This window comes from Geodermatophilus obscurus DSM 43160, assembly GCF_000025345.1.
GTDB classification, from domain to species: Bacteria; Actinomycetota; Actinomycetes; order Mycobacteriales; family Geodermatophilaceae; genus Geodermatophilus; species Geodermatophilus obscurus.
Window position 1 is genome coordinate 2652180 of sequence record NC_013757.1, and the last position, 18946, is coordinate 2671125.

Annotated in this window: 14 protein-coding genes and 1 pseudogene; 9 read left to right on the plus strand and 6 right to left on the minus strand. The window is 71.8% G+C overall.

Going from position 1 to position 18946, the window contains the following annotated elements; genetic code table 11:
• Positions 1-310 precede the first annotated feature (310 nt).
• The 3 genes from GOBS_RS12465 (at position 311) to GOBS_RS12480 (ending at position 5831) form a co-directional block, all read left to right on the plus strand.
• Positions 311-607: a tyrosine-type recombinase/integrase gene (locus GOBS_RS12465; RefSeq protein WP_081448873.1), complete on the plus strand. Its 297-nt coding sequence runs from the start codon at positions 311-313 to the stop codon at positions 605-607.
• A gap of 525 nt (positions 608-1132) precedes the next feature.
• Complete coding sequence (locus tag GOBS_RS12470; RefSeq protein ID WP_012948646.1) at positions 1133-3277, plus strand: DEAD/DEAH box helicase; 2145 nt, start codon at positions 1133-1135, stop codon at positions 3275-3277.
• 607 nt (positions 3278-3884) lie between these two features.
• Positions 3885-5831 (plus strand): acyl-CoA dehydrogenase family protein, encoded by a 1947-nt coding sequence (locus GOBS_RS12480; RefSeq protein ID WP_012948648.1) that lies wholly within the window; start codon positions 3885-3887, stop codon positions 5829-5831.
• Positions 5832-6229: 398 nt separating this feature from the next.
• Here the strand turns inward: GOBS_RS12480 and GOBS_RS12485 are convergent, their stop codons facing one another.
• Complete coding sequence (locus GOBS_RS12485; RefSeq protein WP_012948649.1) at positions 6230-7204, minus strand: sensor histidine kinase; 975 nt, start codon at positions 7202-7204, stop codon at positions 6230-6232.
• A 546-nt stretch (positions 7205-7750) separates the two neighbouring features.
• Here GOBS_RS12485 and amrS point away from each other — a divergent pair.
• The 3 genes from amrS to GOBS_RS12500 all read left to right on the plus strand — a co-directional run bounded on the left by amrS (position 7751) and on the right by GOBS_RS12500 (position 10362).
• A complete protein-coding gene (gene amrS, locus GOBS_RS12490) occupies positions 7751-8851 on the plus strand; it encodes an AmmeMemoRadiSam system radical SAM enzyme (RefSeq protein WP_012948651.1) in 1101 nt (366 codons plus the stop codon).
• Between the two features lie 3 nt (positions 8852-8854).
• The gene (gene amrB, locus GOBS_RS12495) at positions 8855-9661 is read left to right on the plus strand and encodes an AmmeMemoRadiSam system protein B (protein WP_012948652.1); all 807 of its coding nucleotides are present in this window, start codon (positions 8855-8857) and stop codon (positions 9659-9661) included.
• A gap of 443 nt (positions 9662-10104) precedes the next feature.
• Positions 10105-10362, plus strand: a complete 258-nt coding sequence (locus GOBS_RS12500; protein WP_012948653.1) for a hypothetical protein — start codon at positions 10105-10107, stop codon at positions 10360-10362.
• 73 nt (positions 10363-10435) lie between these two features.
• Here the strand turns inward: GOBS_RS12500 and GOBS_RS12505 are convergent, their stop codons facing one another.
• Complete coding sequence (locus tag GOBS_RS12505; protein ID WP_243697481.1) at positions 10436-12049, minus strand: MDR family MFS transporter; 1614 nt, start codon at positions 12047-12049, stop codon at positions 10436-10438.
• A 718-nt stretch (positions 12050-12767) separates the two neighbouring features.
• Here GOBS_RS12505 and GOBS_RS29715 point away from each other — a divergent pair.
• Both GOBS_RS29715 and GOBS_RS28800 read left to right on the plus strand, forming a co-directional pair.
• Positions 12768-12908: pseudogene (locus GOBS_RS29715) on the plus strand (alpha/beta fold hydrolase); the annotation flags it as partial.
• A 92-nt stretch (positions 12909-13000) separates the two neighbouring features.
• Positions 13001-13261, plus strand: coding sequence for a hypothetical protein (locus tag GOBS_RS28800; protein WP_243697482.1), 261 nt, complete (start codon positions 13001-13003; stop codon positions 13259-13261).
• Between the two features lie 441 nt (positions 13262-13702).
• Here the strand turns inward: GOBS_RS28800 and GOBS_RS12520 are convergent, their stop codons facing one another.
• Complete coding sequence (locus GOBS_RS12520) at positions 13703-13873, minus strand: CsbD family protein (RefSeq protein ID WP_012948656.1); 171 nt, start codon at positions 13871-13873, stop codon at positions 13703-13705.
• 277 nt (positions 13874-14150) lie between these two features.
• On the opposite strand from GOBS_RS12520, the gene GOBS_RS27420 reads away from it, so the two are divergent.
• A complete protein-coding gene (locus GOBS_RS27420; RefSeq protein WP_012948657.1) occupies positions 14151-14420 on the plus strand; it encodes a hypothetical protein in 270 nt (89 codons plus the stop codon).
• A 1123-nt stretch (positions 14421-15543) separates the two neighbouring features.
• Here the strand turns inward: GOBS_RS27420 and GOBS_RS12530 are convergent.
• From GOBS_RS12530 to GOBS_RS12540, 3 genes are all read right to left on the minus strand, one after another.
• Positions 15544-15903 (minus strand): hypothetical protein, encoded by a 360-nt coding sequence (locus GOBS_RS12530; protein WP_012948658.1) that lies wholly within the window; start codon positions 15901-15903, stop codon positions 15544-15546.
• A 220-nt stretch (positions 15904-16123) separates the two neighbouring features.
• Complete coding sequence (locus GOBS_RS12535; protein ID WP_012948659.1) at positions 16124-17389, minus strand: D-arabinono-1,4-lactone oxidase; 1266 nt, start codon at positions 17387-17389, stop codon at positions 16124-16126.
• 798 nt (positions 17390-18187) lie between these two features.
• Positions 18188-18646, minus strand: a complete 459-nt coding sequence (locus GOBS_RS12540; RefSeq protein WP_012948660.1) for an RpiB/LacA/LacB family sugar-phosphate isomerase — start codon at positions 18644-18646, stop codon at positions 18188-18190.
• Between the last annotated feature and the right edge of the window lie 300 nt (positions 18647-18946).

Genomic DNA, 18946 nt, shown 5'->3' on the forward strand with positions numbered 1-18946 from the left:
GGTCTTCGGCCGCCTCCTCACCCGAGCCCCCAGCCCGACGCATCAGCGGTGCCGCCAGACCTTGACGGCGGACGGCAGCAGCCAGCGAGGACCGGCAGGAGGACGACCGGGACGACGCCGACGAACCGGCCGCCGGCGACGCGCGTCGGCGATCGACCCGGCCGGCATCGCGGCAGCAAACCGCCAGTCGTCCCGCAGCACGACGAAGCTCTGGTCTCGGCTGTACCGGGCGAAGGCGACACCATCGTCGGCAGGCTGGTGATCAACGAGAGTCTGCCCGCGAGTCGGCCTCCATGGCCCTGCTCAACCCGTGCTCAGCGATCTCGATGGCACCCACCGGCACCCGGAGCGGTTCTCCCACCGCTTCGCCGGCCAGGTCGCCCAGGCGCGCACGGCGCTGGGGGAGGAGCAGCTGCCGGGGATCCGGCTGCACGACCTGCGGCACACCCACGCCACCCTGCTGCTGGCCGACGGCGTGCCGGTGACGATCGTCTCCGAGCGCTCGGGCCACGCCAGCGCCACCATTCCGCTCACCGTCTACCAGCACGTGCACCCCGGCACGAGCCACGAGGCGGCCGACCGCTTCGCCGCGCTGCTCGAGGGCTGATCCGGCGCGTGGAGTACCACGCGGGTATCACGAGGGCCTCAGAAGCCGCGACAGCAAGACACCTCCGGATCCTGATCTGCAGGAGCACCGGGGTGGGACTGTGTCCGAGGGGCGACTCGCCACATGCGCACACGGCTGCGGGGTCGCTGCGCGGCCGACTGCTCGACCCTTCCCAAGCGACCCATTCGTCGCTGCCCTCACCGGTTCCGGCCGTCTTCGGTCCAGCGGATGATCGGCCGGGAATCCTGCGCCCTCGCACGCGTTGACATGAGCGAGCTATCGACGACGAGACAGAAGCCGGTCGTCCGGCGTCGATTTTCTCGGTCCGTGATCACCAGCCCAACCCCGGCGACTTCGGGTCCCCTCAGAGCCGCTGAGGCCGGCGGAGTCGATCGTTGGAGATTCGCAGGTCGGCTGGGCGTTCGGAGGACCAGGCCCCCGCCCCGGGGCATGGTGCGCCCCGTCCGCGGGGCTGTGCGGCATGCTGCCGCGGTCACCGAGGCCGGCATTCCAGAGGAGGAGTCTGTGGCACGACCAGGCCAGCGCAAGGCGGGCGCTCGCCGGACCGCCCCGCGGAACCAGCGACGGGTCCGCCATCGTGGCGACGTCGTCGTGGTGCTCGCTCGAGCCGTCCGTGAGGTCGAGGCGGCCACCCAGCGCGGCCGTGTCACGCCTGCCGTGCGCACGCAGTTCCAGGCCGTCGCCCTGCTGCTGCGCGAGGAGCGCGCCCGCGTCCAGGCTGAGGCGTCCGGCAGCGACAGCCATCGGGCCGAGCAGCTCAAGCGCCTGGACGGCATCGCGACCATCCTCGCGACGACCGCGGTGCAAGATGCTGGGTTGCTGGCGCTGCTCGCCGAGGACGCCGTCGCCTCCGATGCGGCCCGGGCGCTCAAGCGGGACATGCTGCGGGCCGTCGGCGTCGAGCTGGCGCCCGAGGAGGTCCCGCCGACGGAGACCCCGGCTGCGCCCGCGACTCCTGAGCGCCGCGTCGTGCCGCAGTCGGTGGTCTCCCGACAGATGGCCAACCCCTTCCTCGCACCCGACTTCTCCGCTGCTCGGGAGCGGACCGCCCGTCCGCGCCGCCTGGCCGGCTGGGAGCTGATCGGCCCGCTCCTCAGCTCCTTCGAGCGCGCCGGTGGCGGGGACTCGGCGTGCATGCTCCTTCCCGCGCCGTCGTGGCGGGGCGCGGTGAAGGGTCTGGCGCTGATGCCGCACCAGGCCCAGCTCGTTGCCGCGGCCGCGGCCGGTCACCGGAGCTTCCTCCTCGCTGACGAGCCGGGTCTGGGCAAGACGGCCCAGGCACTGGTCGCCGCGGACGCGGTGAACGCCTACCCGCTGCTCGTGGTCGTGCCGAACGTCGTCAAGACCAACTGGGCCCGAGAGGCCGGCCGCTGGACCCCCCACCGCTCGGCAACCGTGGTCCAGGGAGACGGCGACACGATCGACGGCTTCGCCGACATCATCGTCGTCAACTACGAGGTGCTCGACCGCCACGTGGGTTGGCTCGGCGACCTGGGCTTCCGCGGGATGGTCCTCGACGAGGCCCACTTCATCAAGAACAAGACATCCCAGCGCTCGCAGCACGTGCTGGAGCTCTCGGACCGCATCCGGTCACGCACCCCGCGGCCTCTGCTGATGGCCCTCACCGGCACCCCGCTGATCAACGACATCGAGGACTTCCGTGCCATCTGGCAGTTCCTCGGTTGGATCGACGACGCCAAGCCGCTCGGCGAGCTGATGGACGCGCTCGAGGACACCGGCCTGACGCCCGCCGACCCCGGCTTCTACGCCGTCGCCCGCCGGCGCGTGATCGACCTCGGGATCGTCCGCCGGCGCAAGGTCGACGTGGCCGCCGACATCCCCGCCCGCCGCATCGCCGATCTCCCCGTCGAGCTGGACGGGCCGGCTGGCCGGTCGATCCGCGCGGCCGAACGGGAGCTCGCCCGCCGGATGGTGGCGCGGTACGAGACCGCGCTCGCGAACCGCTCGGCCACCGCCGTCGTCGGAGGCATCGACCACGACCTCGTGCGTCGGGTGGCCCGGTGGGAGCTCAAGGACGCGACCACCGCGCAGGCCGGCGAGAACGTGTTCAACATGATGCGGCGTATCGGCCAGGCGAAGGCCGGCCTCGCTGCGGACTACGCGGCGCAGCTGGCCCGCAGCGCCGGCAAGGTCGTCTTCTTCGCCAAGCACGTCGACGTGATGGATGCCGCCGAGGACACCTTCGCCCGGCAGGGGGTCCGGTTCTCGTCGATCCGTGGGAACCAGTCGCCCGCGTCGCGGCAGAGGAACATCGACGCCTTCGTCAACGACCCGGATGTCGCCGTCGCGGTCTGCTCGTTGACCGCAGCCGGCGTGGGCCTGAACCTGCAGGTCGCCTCGAACATCGTGCTCGCCGAGCTGTCCTGGACCGATGCAGAGCAGACCCAGGCCATCGACCGCAGCCATCGCATCGGTCAGACCGAGCCCGTCACCGCGTGGCGCATCATCGCTGCGCAGACCATCGATGCCCGGATCGCGGAGCTGATCGACAGCAAGGCGGGGCTCGCCGCCCGGGCGCTCGACGGGTCGGACGAGGAGGTCTCGTCGTCGGCCGACGTGCAGCTCGAGGCGCTGGTCATGCTGTTGACCGAGGCGCTGTCGGTTGTGCCGCAGTCAGGCGCGGCCTGACCGACGGGCACTGAGCAGGGACGAGTCGAGCAGCGACGGAGCCCCCACGGTCGCCCGAGCCGCGAGGGCTCCGGTCCGGGTGCCCGAGGGCGACGTGGGCACCGCGCCGTGGAAGCCGTCCACCGCTGGCTCCCGAGATGGGGGAGGAGCACGGTGGTCAGCCGCGCATGACGATCGTCCTGGCGATCCCGTCGGCGGCGGCTCGCACCTCGTCGACCAGGTGGCGAGCCGCGGGCATCACGAGGACCTGAGAGGCCCGGATACGGATACGCCCCGGCGTCCTGATCTGCAGGAACAGCGGGGTGGGACGGTGTCCGAGGGGCGACTCGCTACATGTGCCCACGGCTCTGGCCTCGAGCACGGTGACGTCCCCACAGCCCATCGAGAACGGGCTCCCCGATCACCCACCACAGCCTCCACCGGCGCACCCGCAGCGCGTAGCTGGCATGACGGACCAACCGTGAGAAGCATCCATGGGTCGATGGCCGATGGAAGGTCGGACTGCACACGGACCCGCAGCTCGCCATCACGGTCCGCTACCGGGCCGTCCAGGCCTCCCGGCGTCGAGGTCCGTTGTCGAGGTAGGGACAGGAGGAGATCCTGGTCCATGGCGTCGAATCCGTCATACCAACAGTCGAAGCACGTCGCCGAGGCCAGTCGCGAGACCGAGTGGACCAAGCCGTCGTTCGGCAAGGAACTCTTCCTCGGCAACTTCCGCCTCGACCTGATCCACCCGCAGCCCGAATTCGAACCAGCCGCAGTCGAGAGGGGCGAGGCGTTCCTCGAGCGCCTCCGCGCCTTCCTCACCGAGCGCGTCGACCGGCGGCAGATCGAGCGCGAGGCGAAGATCCCCGAGGACGTCATCCAGGGACTCGGGGACCTGGGCGCCCTCGGCATGAAGATCCCCGAGGGGTACGGGGGGCTGGGGCTGAGTCAGGTCTACTACAACAAGGCGCTGGCCATGGCCGGCACGTGGCACTCGTCGATCTCGACGCTGCTGTCCGCGCATCAGTCGATCGGCCTGCCTGAGCCGCTGCGCCACTTCGGCTCCGAGGAGCAGAAACGCCAGTGGTTGCCCAAGCTCGCCAAGGACCACATCTCGGCGTTCCTGCTGACCGAGCCGGATGTCGGCTCGGACCCGGCGCGGATGAGCACGACCGCGGTCCCGACCGAGGACGGCACCGGCTATCGGATCAACGGCACGAAACTCTGGGCGACCAACGGCGCGATCGCCGACGTGGTCGTGATCATGGCCGTCGTCCCGAGGTCCCACGGCCACAGGGGCGGCATCACCGCCTTTCTCTGCCCGTACGACCGCCCGGGCATCACGGTCGAGCACCGCAACGACTTCATGGGGCTCAAGGGCATCGAGAACTCGGTGACGCGCTTCGATGACGTCTTCGTCCCCGACGAGGACGTCATCGGCGGCGAGGGCGAGGGCCTGCGGATCGCGCTCACCACGCTCAACACCGGCCGCCTGTCGCTGCCGACGTTCTGCTTGTCCATGGTCAAGTACTCGCTCAAGATCGCGCGCGAGTGGTCGGCCGAGCGCAAGCAGTGGGGCCAGCCCATCGGCGAGCACGACCCGATCGCGCAGAAGCTCGCCTGGCTGGCGGGCACGGCGTTCGGCCTCGAGGCGATGCTCGACGTGTCGAGCCGGCTGGCCGACGACGAGCGGAACGACATCCGCATCGAGGCCGCGCTCGCGAAGCTCTACGGGTCGGAACTCGGCTGGACCGCCGTCGACGAGATGGTCCAGGTCCGCGGCGGCCGCGGATACGAGACCGCCGAGTCACTCGCGCAGCGCGGGGAGAAGCCGGTGCCGGCCGAGCAGATGCTGCGCGACATGCGCATCAACCGCATCTTCGAGGGCTCCACGGAGATCATGCACCTTCTGATCGCCCGTGAGGCCGTCGACCAGCACCTGCAGGTCGCGGGCGACGTACTGCTCGGCGACTCCGGCCTGGCCGACAAGGCGAAGGCCGTCGCCAAGGCGGGTGCCTTCTACGCCACGTGGTTCCCGACGCTGACGACGGGCGCCGGCCAGCGTCCCGGCTCGTTCTCGGAGTTTGGCGACCTGGCCAGGCACCTGCGCTACGCCGAGCGCCACTCGCGCAAGCTCGCGCGCTCGACCTTCTACGCGATGGGCCGCTACCAGGCGCGCCTCGAGCACAAGGGCCACCTGCTCGGTCGGATCGTCGACATCGGCGCCGAGCTCTACGGGATCACGTGCGCGTGTGTGTATGCGGACACCATCGCCCGCGAGCAGCCCGACCGCAGGCAGCAGGCCGTCGAACTGGCCGACCTGTTCTGCGGCCAGGCCCGCCGTCGGGCCGACCGGCTGTTCACGGCCCTGCGGGCCAACGACGACGACGCCCAGTACGAGGCCGCGCAGCAGGTGCTCTCCGGCCGCTACGAGTGGTTCGAGGAGGACGTGCTCGACCCGGCGGGCGACGGCCCGATGATGCCGACGCACCCCGAGCCGGCCGCCGAGCAGTACGAGAGGCCACCGGCCGTGGCGGCGCCCGAGGTGGAGGCCACGGCCACCCAGTAGGGGGTTGCCGCGGTCCGCGGCCATCCCGTGGATGACTTCAGCAGCCGCCGCGGCTGCCCGGAGGCCGCGGCGGTCGAGCCACGCCGGTCGGACCGAGGGTGGCGGGCCGTCGCACGACGCCGCGCCAGTGGAGATCGCCAGGACAGGTCCCGGAGTTCCCACCGGCGCAGCCGCCTCGGCCGGTCCGCAGCAGGGTGACGAGGCGCGGGGCGGCGGTGACCACGAGGACGTGGCGGTGCCAGTTGGACACGACACCGCTCGCGCTGGGACGCGGCTCAGCCGGCGCCTTTCCCGTACTGCCACCACCGATCGAGGAACGCGCAGGGCGGTTCGTGTCCGTCGGCCGTCGGCGGGGGGCTCGAATGGCGGCTGGAACAGACGGCTGGTTCCGGCTTCATTCAGTGCAGACGCGTGGTCAGTCGCACGCTGACGCCTTCCCCAGGATGGGTGATGTCGACGTGGTCACAGAGCTGGCGTGCCAGCCACAACCCCATGCCGCCGCGGGACAGGTCGCCGCCGTGCGCGGGATCGTAGCCGGCCAGCGGGTCGATCCATCCGCGTCCTCCGTCCCTGATGGTGCAGACCAGCCGGTCGGAGGAGATCCACAGCGCGACGTCGATCGGGGGTCGACCGTGCCGGACGGCGTTGGAGGTCATCTCGTCGACCGCGATCGAGAAGTCTCCGAGCACTTCGCGGGGAGCGTCCGAGGTGGCGAGTTCCGTCGCGACGGCGTGCCGGAGGCCGATGAAGTCAGAGACATTCCATGCGGCCAGCCGCGGCGGCGTGCTCTCCAACGGTTCCTGGGGTACCGGGAGCGAGCGCAGATAACGCACCGGGTCGCCGAAGAGCGGATTGGATGCGCGGCCCTCCGGGGTGACGAGGTTCGGATGCGTGCGCAGGGCGGACACGAGGACCTGTTCGGGCAGTCGCTGTGCGTCGAAGACGCACAGGCCCCACAAGGGCCACGGCGCGAGGGCGATGTTGATCACAGCCTCGTAGCGCTGCCACTCCAGCCAGTCCCTCCGGGTGCGCCCGAAGTCGACCTCGCCGACCACTCGGACCCGGCCGATGCCCACCGCCGCGCTCCGCTCCGCCAACCGGCGGATGGCCGTGATCGCCGCGGGGGTGCGCGTGCCGTAGACGTCGGAGCGCCCCAGCACGTGGACCCGTGGGTCCCGGTCGACAGCCTCGGTCAAGACGCTCGTCGTACGAGCGCCGGCGGCGATGACGGCAGCATCCCCGGCGGCGAGACCTTCCAGGAGAAAGGGTGCCGCGACGCCGGTGAGCTCACCAACCGAGTCGTAGAGCAGGGCATCGTGAATGTAACCGCCCACTGACCCGCGCGCGTCCTCGCCCGTTCTGCTTTCGCTCACCAGAGGGCTCCCTGGATCGTGGGGATGAAGCGAGCGCGGATTCCTCCCTACACGATAGGCGTCGCGGTGTTGGGGTCACCCTCGAGTTCTCGACGAGTCCTTGCGACACGCGCGGGACGCCGGCATCGGTTCCGGGATCGGTACAGGCCACGCTGGACAGCCCACACCCCCCACGTGGCGATCGACGGCGGGACCTGTGACTCCACGCCGCCCGCCACGACCTGACACCGGTTCACAACCTGCTGTAGCCGCGCACGACGGGCGGCGTCAGCCTGACCGCCATCCTGACCACCATCGGCCCGAGTTCGAGCTGGTTCGCCGCTGTCCCCCGGAGTTCCGTGGTCCGTGTGAGCTGCGCCGATGCACCGCGATGAGCCGATGCACCGCGATGAACCGCCGCGAACCCGCGGCCGACGCCGGGGGGTCCTGGGTCATCGTGTGGCCCCGCACCCGGGAGGTGTGCTGGGGCCGGGTCCGCTCGGAAGGGCTGCTCTCAGAGCACCCGTCCACCCGCTGTGCGCGCCTATCGTGGGTGCGGGAGGCGTCATGACGGCCGACATCAGTCTCCACGACCGCTTCACGGTCCCGGGCCGGTTCTGGCACCGGCTCGACGACGGTCGCGTGCAGTGCGACGTCTGCCCGCGGGAGTGCCGGCTCCACGAGGTCCAGCGGGGCCTGTGCTTCGTGCGCGGCCGCGTCGACGACCAGGTCGTGCTGACCTCCTACGGGCGGTCGAGCGGGTTCTGCGTGGACCCCATCGAGAAGAAGCCGCTCAACCACTTCCTGCCGGGCAGCGCGGTGCTGTCGTTCGGCACCGCCGGGTGCAACCTGTCCTGCCGGTTCTGCCAGAACTGGGACATCTCCAAGTCGCGGGAGATCGACCGGCTCTCCGACGCCGCCGGCCCCGACGACATCGCCGCGGCCGCCGAGCGGCTGGGCTGCCGCAGCGTCGCCATGACCTACAACGACCCGACGATCTTCCTCGAGTACGCGGTGGACGTCGCCGACGCCTGCCGGGCCCGGGGGATCAAGGCGGTCCTGGTCACCGCCGGCTACGTGGGCGACGCCGCCCGGCGAGAGCTGTACGCGCACGTCGACGCGGCGAACGTCGACCTCAAGGCGTTCACCGACGACTTCTACCGGCGGGTGGCCGCCGCCCGTCTGCAGCCGGTGCTCGACACCCTCGTGCACCTGCGGCACGAGACCGACGTGTGGTTCGAGATCACCACGCTGCTCATCCCGGGGCACAACGACTCCGACGCGGAGATCGGCGCCGAGTGCGCGTGGATCGCCGAGAACCTGGGGCCCGACGTCCCCCTGCACTTCACCGCCTTCCACCCGGACTACAAGATGCGCGACGTCCCGCCCACACCGCCCGCGACGCTGACCCGCGCGCGGCGGATCGCCCAGCAGCACGGGCTGCGCTTCGTCTACACGGGCAACGTGCACGACGCCGAGGGGGGCCGCACCACCTGCCCGGCCTGCGGCGAGGCCGTCGTCGAGCGGGACTGGTACGTCATCGGCCGCTACCGGCTCACCGACGACGGGCGCTGCGCCTCCTGCGGTGCCGCCGTGCCGGGGCGCTACGACGGGCCGGTCGGCAGGTGGGGAGCGCGACGGCTGCCGGTGTCCGTGGCCGGGAGCTGACCGGTGCGCGTGCGCCCGCCCGCGGTCGCCGGCCGGTTCTACCCCGCTGATCCGGAGGAACTGCACGACCTGGTGGACCGACTGCTCGACGAGGTCTGCGGCCAGCCGCGACCGGTGCCGCCGGCTGCCGTGGTCGCGCCGCACGCCGGGTACCGGTACTCGGGCGCGGTGGCCGCAACCGCGTACGCGCACCTCACCGCGGCACCGCATGCCGTTACCCGGGTCGTGCTGCTGGGGCCGGCGCACTTCTGGCCGCTCGACGGGATGGCGGTGCCGGCCGTGGACGCCCTCGCCACCCCGCTGGGCAGCGTGGACGTCGACGACGACGCCCGGACGGTGGCCGCTGCGCTGCCCGGCGTGGCGGTGGACGACCGTCCCCACGACGGCGAGCACTCCCTGGAGACGCAGCTGCCGTTCCTCCAGCGCGTCCTCGGCCCCGAGGTCGCGGTGCTGCCGGTGCTGGTCGGCCGAACGCAGCCGGAGTCCGTGGCGGCCGTCCTGACCGCGGTCGACGGCGCCCTCGCCGTCGTCTCCACCGACCTCAGCCACCACCTCGACGAGCCCTCGGCGCGCGAGCGGGACCGGCGCACGGCCGACGCGGTCCTGGCCCGGGACGCCGCCGCCCTGCGCCCGGACGACGCCTGTGGCCACCAACCCCTGCGCGGGCCGCTGCACCACGCCGCCGAGCGCCACTTGTCGGTCGAACTGCTCCGTATGGCCACGTCGGCGGACAGCGGAGCGGGGCGCGCCCGCGTCGTCGGGTACGGCGCGTTCCTCCTGCGCGAAGCGGCAGGAGGGCGAACCTCCTGAGGACACGACCCGCATGGCGCGGCCGGCGACCGGTCGGAGGCCGTGCTCACCGAGGACATCCGCGGCCGGTCGCAGTAGCCCCGCGCCGTCGCGGACGACGTCCTCCGGGCCGAGAGGGCCGGCCCCGACGATCACGTGCCGCCGTGCATGGACGGCGTCGAACACCCGACCCCACACCGCGCCCAGGCTTACCCGCCCGGTCGGGTCCGCGTGTCCGCGTGCTCCACCCGACGGCGCGGGCGCGGGTGAGCCCCCGCCTGCGCGCCGTCGGCGCGCCCTGAGGGAGCAGGGTGGCGACCCCGCCACGGTCGCGCGTGCGCGGCCCCCCGACTGCCACGCCGATCGGACGACCGGCCGGGGACGACACCCGCCGAGGTTCCCGACGCCAGGGCGGGCGAGCAGCCACCGTTGATCTGGACAGGCCCGGCGCGCAGCCTTGGGTCATGAGTCGCAGTGGGACGTCCGTCGGCACGGTGATCCGGTGGGACGAGGACGAGCGTGGCGCCGTCATCGAGGTGCCCGACCTGGTCGGCGGCTGCTGGGCCGATGCGTCCGTCGCGACCCGTGACACGGCCGGAGGCGCGCTGCGGACGGGGCAGGTGGTGGCCGTGGAGTGGACCGAGACCCCGGCCGGCGGACTGCCGTTCCGTGCGGTGCGCGTCCGGCTGCGCGAGGACCTGCAGGCGACACCCGGAGGGTGACTGCGGCATCGTCAGCCCGGCAGGTGGCCGGTGGAGGTGGGACGGCGTCGTGGCCTCAGCAGGGCCGTCGCCGTCAGCTCGGTGGAGGTCGATGGCCATCCGCAGAGTCTGGCTCGGGCGCGCGCCCCGCAGTCTCCGCTGCGGGGCCAGGACCGGGAGTGGCGGCCTCGTCCGTGCTGTGCTCGTCGTCGAAACGCAGCCGTTCGGTGCGCCGCGGCATGGCCGCCACGGCTACCGCGATGACGACTGCCGTGACGGCCGTCGCGATGAACACACCGTGCGACGCCGCGTGCAGGCTCTCCCGCGCGTACTCGGCCACCGCGCCGCCCCGGGACAGTGCGGCGGTCGTGCCGTCGACGTCCGTCGGGACGTCGCCCTCCAGGCCGGCCGGCGGCGACGCGAAGCGACCGGCCAGCGTGGTGTTCGCGATCGCGCCGAACACCGCTGCGCCGACCGCCGACCCGATCGACCGGGCGAACATGTTCGTGGCGGTGACCACACCGCGCCGGTTCCAGCCGACTACCGACTGCACCGCGACGATGAGCGGTGAGGACGACAGCCCCAGGCCGATCCCGGTGACGAACATCGACGCTGCGACCTGCCACAGCTGCGCGTGCAGTCCGAGCAGCGCCGTCCCGGTCGTCCCCAGCACGGCCAGGACGACGCCGATGAGAGCGGTGTTGCGGAAGCCGATGCGCAGGTAGAGCCGGCCGGCCTGGCTGGCCGCGATCGGCCATCCCAGGGTCAGCGCCGCCAGCGCGAAGCCGGCCTCGAGCGCGCTGGCGCCCAGTACGCCCTGCGCCCACGTCGGCAGGTACGAGCTCAGCCCGATGAGCAGCGCGCCCAGCGCCAGTGCGGCCACGTTGCCGGTCAGCAGGATGCGGCGCCGCAGCACCCAGAGCGGCAGCACCGGCTCCGCGGCCCGTCGCTCGACGACGGTGAACGCAGCCAGCAGCGCGACCGCCGTCACGAGGACGGCGACCGAGACGCCCGACGTCCAGGCCCACGCGCTGCCGCCTTCGAGCAGCCCCAGGATGAGCAGCGAGCAGCCCACCGACAGCAGCACTGCGCCCGCGACGTCGAGGCGGTGCTCCCGGCGCTCGACCCGTTCGCTGAACCGGCGGTACAGCACCACCAGCGCCACCGCGCCGAGGGGCAGGTTGACCAGGAAGATCCAGCGCCAGGACAGGTAATCGCTGAACACGCCGCCGAGCGTCGGCCCCAGCACGGAGGACACCCCCCACACCGACGCGAGGTAGCCCTGGACCTTCGCGCGCTCCTCCACCGTGTAGATGTCGCCGATGACGGTCATCCCGATCGCCTGGACGGCACCTGCGCCGATGCCCTGCAACGCACGACCCACGATGAGCGCCGGCATCGACCAGGCGAGGCCGCAAAACAGCGACGCCGCGACGAACACCGCGATGCCGAACAGCAGCACCGGCTTGCGCCCGTAGACATCGGCGAGCTTGCCGTAGACGGGGACGGTCACCGCCTGCGTCAACAGGTACACGCTGAACAGCCACGGGAACTGGCTGAACCCGCCGAGATCGTCGACGACAGCCGGGACGGCCGTCGCGATGATGGTGCTGTCGAGGGCGATGAGCGCGGTGCTGAGCATCACCGCTCCGAGCACGGGTCCGCGCTCGGAGCGGAGCCCGACCGACGCGCGGGTCACGGTGGTCACGCCGAGGGACAAACCCGGGCCGTCCCTTCGCATTCCCCGAGGCGGCGCCGCCCCCGGCCCGGCAGCGCACGCGGGCGCCGGTCGTCCTGTTCCACCTCCGGACCCGGCGCCGGGAGGGTCAGTGCGGCGGAGGGGCGTCCGCACCACCACCTCCCCCTCGTCCCTGCCGGGGTGTCGGCGGAGCGCCCCGGCACGACACGGGCGCAGCGGGCCACCCGCTCCGCGCAGCCGCTCCCCGGTCCGGGCATCGCCGTCGGGCTGCCGGTCTGCGACGGCCTGACCCGCGGGGGCTGGTACGGGCACCGTTCCGCCGGTGACGTGCGGAGCGACCGGAGTCGAGAGGACGCCACCCCGACAGCGGCCTCCGTGGCAGTCGGGTCGACCACCGTGCTGCCGTGACGCAGGTGGGGAAGCGCCCGCTACACGCGGGGCGGACGGCGACGAGGACGTCACCGGCCAGCCCGGCGACGTCCTCGTCCGGTTGTGCATCCGCGGCGGCCTGGTGCGTGGGCTGCGATGAGCGGCCGTTCGCCCGGTGCTGCACCGGACCGGATCCGTCCTGGTGTCCACTGCCGGCCCGTCGAAGCCCAGGGCAGGGGCCGGGTCGCGAGGGCGTCGCCGGGGGAGGATCGCTGCGTGGTCTCCGGGAGAGGGAAAGGGCGGCCGCCGGGATGAGCTCGCTGGACCGTCTGTACTCGTGGCGCGGTCGCTCGGTGGCGTGGGAGAGGGCCGGTTCGGGGCGCCGGTCGTCTTCTGCCATGGCACGCCGCGGTCGTCTGCCCTGTGGAGACCCTTCGCCGACGCCCTGAGCCGCGATTTCACGGTCTACCTCTGGGACATGCCCGGCTACGGACTGTCGTCGAAGGAGCCCGGACACCCCGTGGATCTGGACGTGCGGGGCCAGTTGCTCGCCGATCTGCTCACCACGGGGGCCTCGACGCGCCTCACGTGGTGGCACACGACTTCGGCGGCGCGGTCTCGCTGCGAGCACACCTGCTGCACGGCAGTCCAGTCGCATCGCTGCTCCTGGTGGACGTCGTCGCCCTGCGCCCCTGGGGGTCTCCGTTCTTCAACCTGGTCGAGGACCACCCCGACGTCTTCGCTCGACTACCGGAAGCCGTCCTTGCAGGAGCGCTGCGGGCCTACATCGCCGGCGCGAGCCATCGTGGTCTGACCGAGGTGCAACTCGACGAACTGGCGGCCCGTGGCTGACCGAGCAGGGCCGCCCGGCCTTCTACCGCCGGATCGCCCAGGCCGACGAGCGATTCACCGACGGCTTCGCGGGCCGACTGCACGGCGTCCGAGCGCCGGTCCGCATCGTGTGGGGGGAGGACGACACCTGGATCCCCGTCGCTCGAGCCAGGTCCCTGCGCGATGCGATCCCGGGCTCGACACTGCGCCTCGTCAGCGCCGCCGGTCACCTCGTGCACCTCGACGCCCCCATCGCCTTGGCGGACGAACTGCGGGCCTGGCTCGATCAGCAAGGAGACCGGACGGGCACGCACCGGTAGCCGGCCTCCAGGGGACCGACGCCACTCGGTCGCCTGCCCATCGACGCGCTCGCGGACGACGGGCAGGTCGGCGGGGTGGAGATCGACGGACCGTGAGGGTCTCAGCGTGACAGGGAACGCGGCAGGAGTCCACGGACCCGTCTCACTTGAAGACGTCCTTGATCTTCTCGCCCACCTGCTTGACGTTGCCTCTCGTCTCTTCAGCCCTGCCTTCGGCCTCGAGGTCGGGGTCGTCGGTGGCGCGGCCGACGGCTGCCTTGCCCTTGCCGCGCAGTTCTTCGACCTTGTTCCTGATCTTGTCCTCAGCGCTCATGGTCCTGTGCTACCCGTATCGGTGGGCGGGCACCCTCGGCGCATCACGAGTCCGGGCCGTGGGGGTCCCCCGTGGACCCCTGGAGGGAGCGCGAGGGGTCCGGGGCAGGGGATGGCCATGAGGCGCCGCGTACGTCCGCGAGTCGTGAACCCGGCCGGAAGCTGGCACGAAGGACGCGGTCGGGGTCACTCCCGCCACTGGCCCCCGGGCCTCGCGCGGTCGACCCTGGGTCCGGCGGCGGATGCCGCCGGAAGCCGGGCAGTCCGGGAGGGGACCGATGCTCAGCTGGAGGACGCCGACGTCGCGGGCCTGGCGGGGACTCCGCGGGTTCCTGTCCGTCCAGGTCGAGCTGCACGAGCGCGCGGCACTGCTCGACCGGCCGTGGGAGGAGGAATTGCTGCACTGGGCCGACGACGGGCGGAAGCTGCACGGCCGGCTCGTCCCGCCCCCCGGGCGGAGCCGCAGCACCACCTCCAGCGGGTGGTGCCCCGGCATGGTGCGCAACCGCGGTGCGTCGCCCCGGACGGGTTCTGGGTCGCCGGCCTGACGCCTCCCCGTCTCCGGGGCAGGTAGCGGCTGGAGCCGACGGGTGCCCTCCAGTCCATCGGCGGTGCTGGGGGCAGCCCCAGCACCCCGAGCCGCAGCAGCGGGCCGACCAGCCGCGCCGGGGCCCGCCGATCCACGTGCAGCTCCGGGCGGGACGGCAGCTCGTCCGGGGAGGTCGGTGCCGCGTAGAGATCCCCCGCGACGTCGAGGTCCCCGCTGACGTGGGCGCGGGCGAGCCCCAACTCCCCAGGCGCGTAGACCAAGCGGCGCCGGGCCCCTCCGGTGGCCTACGACCAGCGTGGGAGCTCCCTCCACGACGGCCTCGGAGCCGTCCCAGCAACGGATCGACAGAGGAACCGGCGCGCCCGGCAGGAGCCGACCGAGCTCGCCCACCACATCGGCCGCCCCGCGGGGAGTCACCCATCGACCCTGGCACAGTCATCGCGTAGCGCGGTGGTGATCGCCTGGCCCGACTGTTCCCTTCGGACTGACACGGATCAGGGAGAGCAGCCCTCCGATGGCAGAGGGGATCGACGGAGGATGCGGGACACGGGGCGCGGCTGTTGACGCTCCTCGCGCTGGTCCAGGCAGGTCAGCTGGTCCGGGCCCGAGCCGGCAGGGCGCCGGCGGTGGGCACCCGCATGATCCGCAGCGACGCCGAGCCCTGCGGGTCGGGCACAGGATCGCGGCAGCACCGGGGAAAAGCGACTGCCGGTGATCCGGCTGCACGACCTCTGCCACACCCCCGCGACCCTGCTGCTCGGCGACGGCGTGCCGGTGGAGGTCGTCTCGGAGCGCCTCGGGCACGCGAGCGCCACCATTCCGCTCCCCGTCTACCAGCACGTCCACCCCGGCACGGGTCACCAGGCGGCGGACCGCTTCGCGGCGCTGCTGGGGGATCCGAGGCGTGCAGTACCACGCGGGTATGCGAGGGCGTCAGAAGCCCCTGCAGCGAGACATCCCGGGTTCCCGACCTGCAGGAACACCCGGGTGAGGGGTGTCCGAGGGGCGACACGCTACAGCCGCACACGGCTTTCGCGATGTGAGGGCTGACCTGATCGATCCAGTGGAGAAGCGAACCGGAACGGGAGAAGTCGTTCGTCCCGGCCCCTCGAGGCGGCTCGTCAGAGTCCCGTGTCGTACAACCCGTGGTAGTAGCCCGACAGCCGGTCCTTGAATCGAGCCGCCCTCATCTCTGCGCGCGTGACGTCCGGTGCGTCCTCGATCTCCTTGCGGGTGCGGTCCACGAAGACGACTCTTCCCTCGGAATCCATCCGTTCTACCGTGAAGGCCGGGAGAATGACCTGGTGGTGCGGGCGCCAGTCGCCGGTGTCGACGACCAGATAACTGGCACTCACCTTGTTGGTCGCCTTGTCCACGACACCGATCGAACCGTCTCGTCCCATCACCTCGAAACCGGAGAGATCGATGTCCCCGGCGGAGACGGGCCGAAAGTCGCGAAAGTTCCAGAAGTCCGCGGTCATCGCCTTTCCTTTCCGTGGGGAATTCTCCTCTCGTGGTAGGGGGTGGACAAGACTCCCTCCATCCGCCGGTCACAGTTCCGCGTGGTGCGAGCAGGCCTCAGCCGTCCGACCGGCGTGCAGGAGCGATGCCGGGCACGACCGTCCTCGAGGGGGACCGGTTGAGTGACTGCGTTCAGCTGACCGGCCTTCTCCGGTCCGTCGACCCGCGCGACTGCCGCGGTCAGCTCGTCAGGAGGTGGTGTTCCAACCATGCGTTACGGAACGCGCCGCGCGGGTCGAGCCGCTCGACCAAGCTGAGGAAGTCGGCATGCCGCTCGTACAGCGGGGCGATCCCGGCGGCGTCGGTCCGGAAGACCTTTCCCCAGTGCGGGCGCGCCGCGAACTGCGACAGGGCGCGCTCGAGGTCGACGAGCACGTCCTCCACGGCGGGCGGAGCGGGCTTCCAGGTGAAGTGGAGGGCGACGCTGGCCCGGTCGTAGGCGGTGCTCATCCACAACCGGTCCGCGGCGACCGTGCGGATCTCGCACGCCAGCAGGAGCGGCCGGATGCGCTCGGCGAGGGAACGCACCGCCTGGAGCGCGGCCACGGTGGAGCCGTGCGGGATCAGGTACTCCGACTGGATCTCGTCGCCCGCGCTCGGGGTGAAGCCCATCCGGAAGTGCGGTAGGCGGTCCGACCACAGCCCGGGCCTGCCCAGCTGCGGGGTACACGGGGTCGGGTCCAGGCCGATGACCGGGTTCCGGTCGACGGCGGCCGGGACGGCGCCGAAGAGGTCGCCCTCGGGGGCGCCGCCTTGGTCGGGGCGGTTCTTGACCCAGACCATCTCCACGTCGTCGCCCAGGAGGGTGAACAGGCTGACGCTGTAGCCGCACCCGGTGATCTCGTCGAAGTGCTCGTGGACGGCGTCCCAGGTCAGTCCCTCGAACACCCGCTGCTCGACTTCGAACGCGGGCTCGATGTCGAGCGTGAGCCGGGTGACCGCACCGAGGGCTCCCAGGCCGACGACCATCCCGTCGAAGTCGGCATCGCCTCTCGACACCCGGACGATCTCGCCGCTGGAGGTCACGAGCTCCATCGCCGCGACGGCCGTCGCGAGGTTGCCGTTCACCACACCTGAGCCGTGGGTGGCCGTCGCCACGGCGCCCGCTACGGAGATGTGGGGAAGTGAGGCGAGGTTGTGCAGAGCGGCCCCCGCGTCACGCAGCACCTCTGCCAGCTCGCCGTACCTCACCCCTCCGCCGAGCGAGACGGTGCCGGCCTCGAGATCAACGTCGATCCCCGCGAGTGAGGTCGCCGCGGCATGCACGGCCTCCAGCGAGAGGAGCTCCGCGGAGTCGGCGATGCCGGTGAAGGAGTGCCGCGAGCCCAGGACGCGGATGCGTGGGGCGGTGGCGACGATCTCCTGCACCTGCTCCAGGGTCGTCGGCCGGTGCAGCCGCTCGGCCCGGTAGGTGTGGTTGCCGGCCCAGTTCGTCTCCACGGTCACGGCGAGACGCTACAGAGGGTCTGGCCTGCAGGGACCGTGCAGCCCGAGGGTGTGACCAGCCCAGGACGGCGGCGGAGCGGTCGTCCCCGGGCTCACCCGGAAGTCCCGGTCTGTGTCGGTGTACGCCGTCCCGGCGCTGAGTCCGTGCACTCGCGGAGGACAGCCCGGGATCAGGAGCGGACGGCGTGGAGGAGGAGGTCCGGATCGACGATCGTCGAGGATCGGGCGCTGTGACAGACCACCCGGTGCTCGATCGCAGTCTGTGCCTCCAGGGGACTCGTGCGCCCCGGTGACGGAGGAGATCACCTGGACGGCACCCACCGGCACCCGGAGCGGTTCGCCCACTGCGGCGCCGACCAGGTGCTCCAGGCCCGCGAAGCGCTGGGGGAGCACCTACTGCGGTGATCCGGCCGCACGACCTCCGCCACACCTCACGCCACTCCGCTGCCGGCAGACGGCGTGCCGGTCGAGGTCGTCCCGGAGCGTCTGTGTCACGCGAGCGCCACCATTGCGCTCACCGTCCACCAGCACGTGCACCCGGCATGGGCCGCCAGGCTGCCGACGGCTCCGCCGCGTTGCTCGAGGGCTGATCCGAGGGCGCGGAGTACCACGCGGGCATCACGAGGCCCCACAGGCCTCGACAGATGAGTACCCCGGGCTCGTGACCTGCAGGAACACCGGGGTGACGCGGTGTCCGAGGAGCGACTCGCCACATGCGCACACGGCTGGCGGTCACCCGGTGGATCGGGCACCCACGCATGGAGAGCCGCACCGTATCGTGGCGCTCCGGTTGGACGGTCACAGATCTCGCCGGATGTGCATCTCGGCGATCTCTCGGATCTTGCCCACGCGAGCGACGTACTTGGGGTTGTCGGCGAGGAAATCGGTCGTCAGCCACGCTCGCACCGTCTCGAGAGCGAGCGCCGATCCGATGATCTTCGCGCCCAGGCACAGGACGTCCGTGTCGGAGTGCGAGCGGGCGAGCGTTGCGCAGAACGGATCCTGGCACACCGCCGCATACACGCCGTGGACCTTGTTCGCGATCAGCGCGCTGCCGTAGCCGACCCCGTCGACGAAGATGCCTCGGTCGACTTCGGCCTTCCCGACAGCCAGCGCCGCGGGATGGACGAAGTCCGGGAGATCGCACGCCGTGCTGTCTCCGGTGCCGAAGTCGCTGACGTCATGCCCGGCGAGGATCTTCTTGATCTCTTCCTTCAAAGACCAGCCCGCGTGGTCACTTGCCACCGCGATCCTCATCGCAGCTCCTATCCCCGGCACCCCGGCACCCCGGCACCCCGGCACCCCGGCACCCGGCGGTGCGATGACGGCGCCGGCCGATGCTTCGTCACTGGTCGGACGAAGCTCCAGCACGGCTGGGAACTCACCACAGTGGCAGTGGCAGGGCAGGGAATCGAGTCCCCTCAGCCGCACCACGCGTTCGCGGTCCGCCTCGGGTCGATCCCGTCTCCGAGTCCTCGTGACTGTGATCGGCCGGCCGGGACAGGAGATCGGCCAGTCGGCGAAGTAAGCACCGGTCGCCGGACGCTGGGTGCCCGG

What these genes read in the sequence shown, in the direction of transcription:
- GOBS_RS12480 (WP_012948648.1), top strand. Translation starts at nt 3,885, where the DNA reads ATGGCGTCGAATCCGTCATACCAACAGTCGAAGCACGTCGCCGAGGCC.
- GOBS_RS27420 (WP_012948657.1), top strand. Translation starts at nt 14,151, where the DNA reads ATGCTCAGCTGGAGGACGCCGACGTCGCGGGCCTGGCGGGGACTCCGC.
- GOBS_RS12540 (WP_012948660.1), bottom strand. Translation starts at nt 18,646, where the DNA reads ATGAGGATCGCGGTGGCAAGTGACCACGCGGGCTGGTCTTTGAAGGAA.
- GOBS_RS12520 (WP_012948656.1), bottom strand. Translation starts at nt 13,873, where the DNA reads ATGAGCGCTGAGGACAAGATCAGGAACAAGGTCGAAGAACTGCGCGGC.
- GOBS_RS12530 (WP_012948658.1), bottom strand. Translation starts at nt 15,903, where the DNA reads ATGACCGCGGACTTCTGGAACTTTCGCGACTTTCGGCCCGTCTCCGCC.
- amrS (WP_012948651.1), top strand. Translation starts at nt 7,751, where the DNA reads ATGACGGCCGACATCAGTCTCCACGACCGCTTCACGGTCCCGGGCCGG.
- GOBS_RS12500 (WP_012948653.1), top strand. Translation starts at nt 10,105, where the DNA reads ATGAGTCGCAGTGGGACGTCCGTCGGCACGGTGATCCGGTGGGACGAG.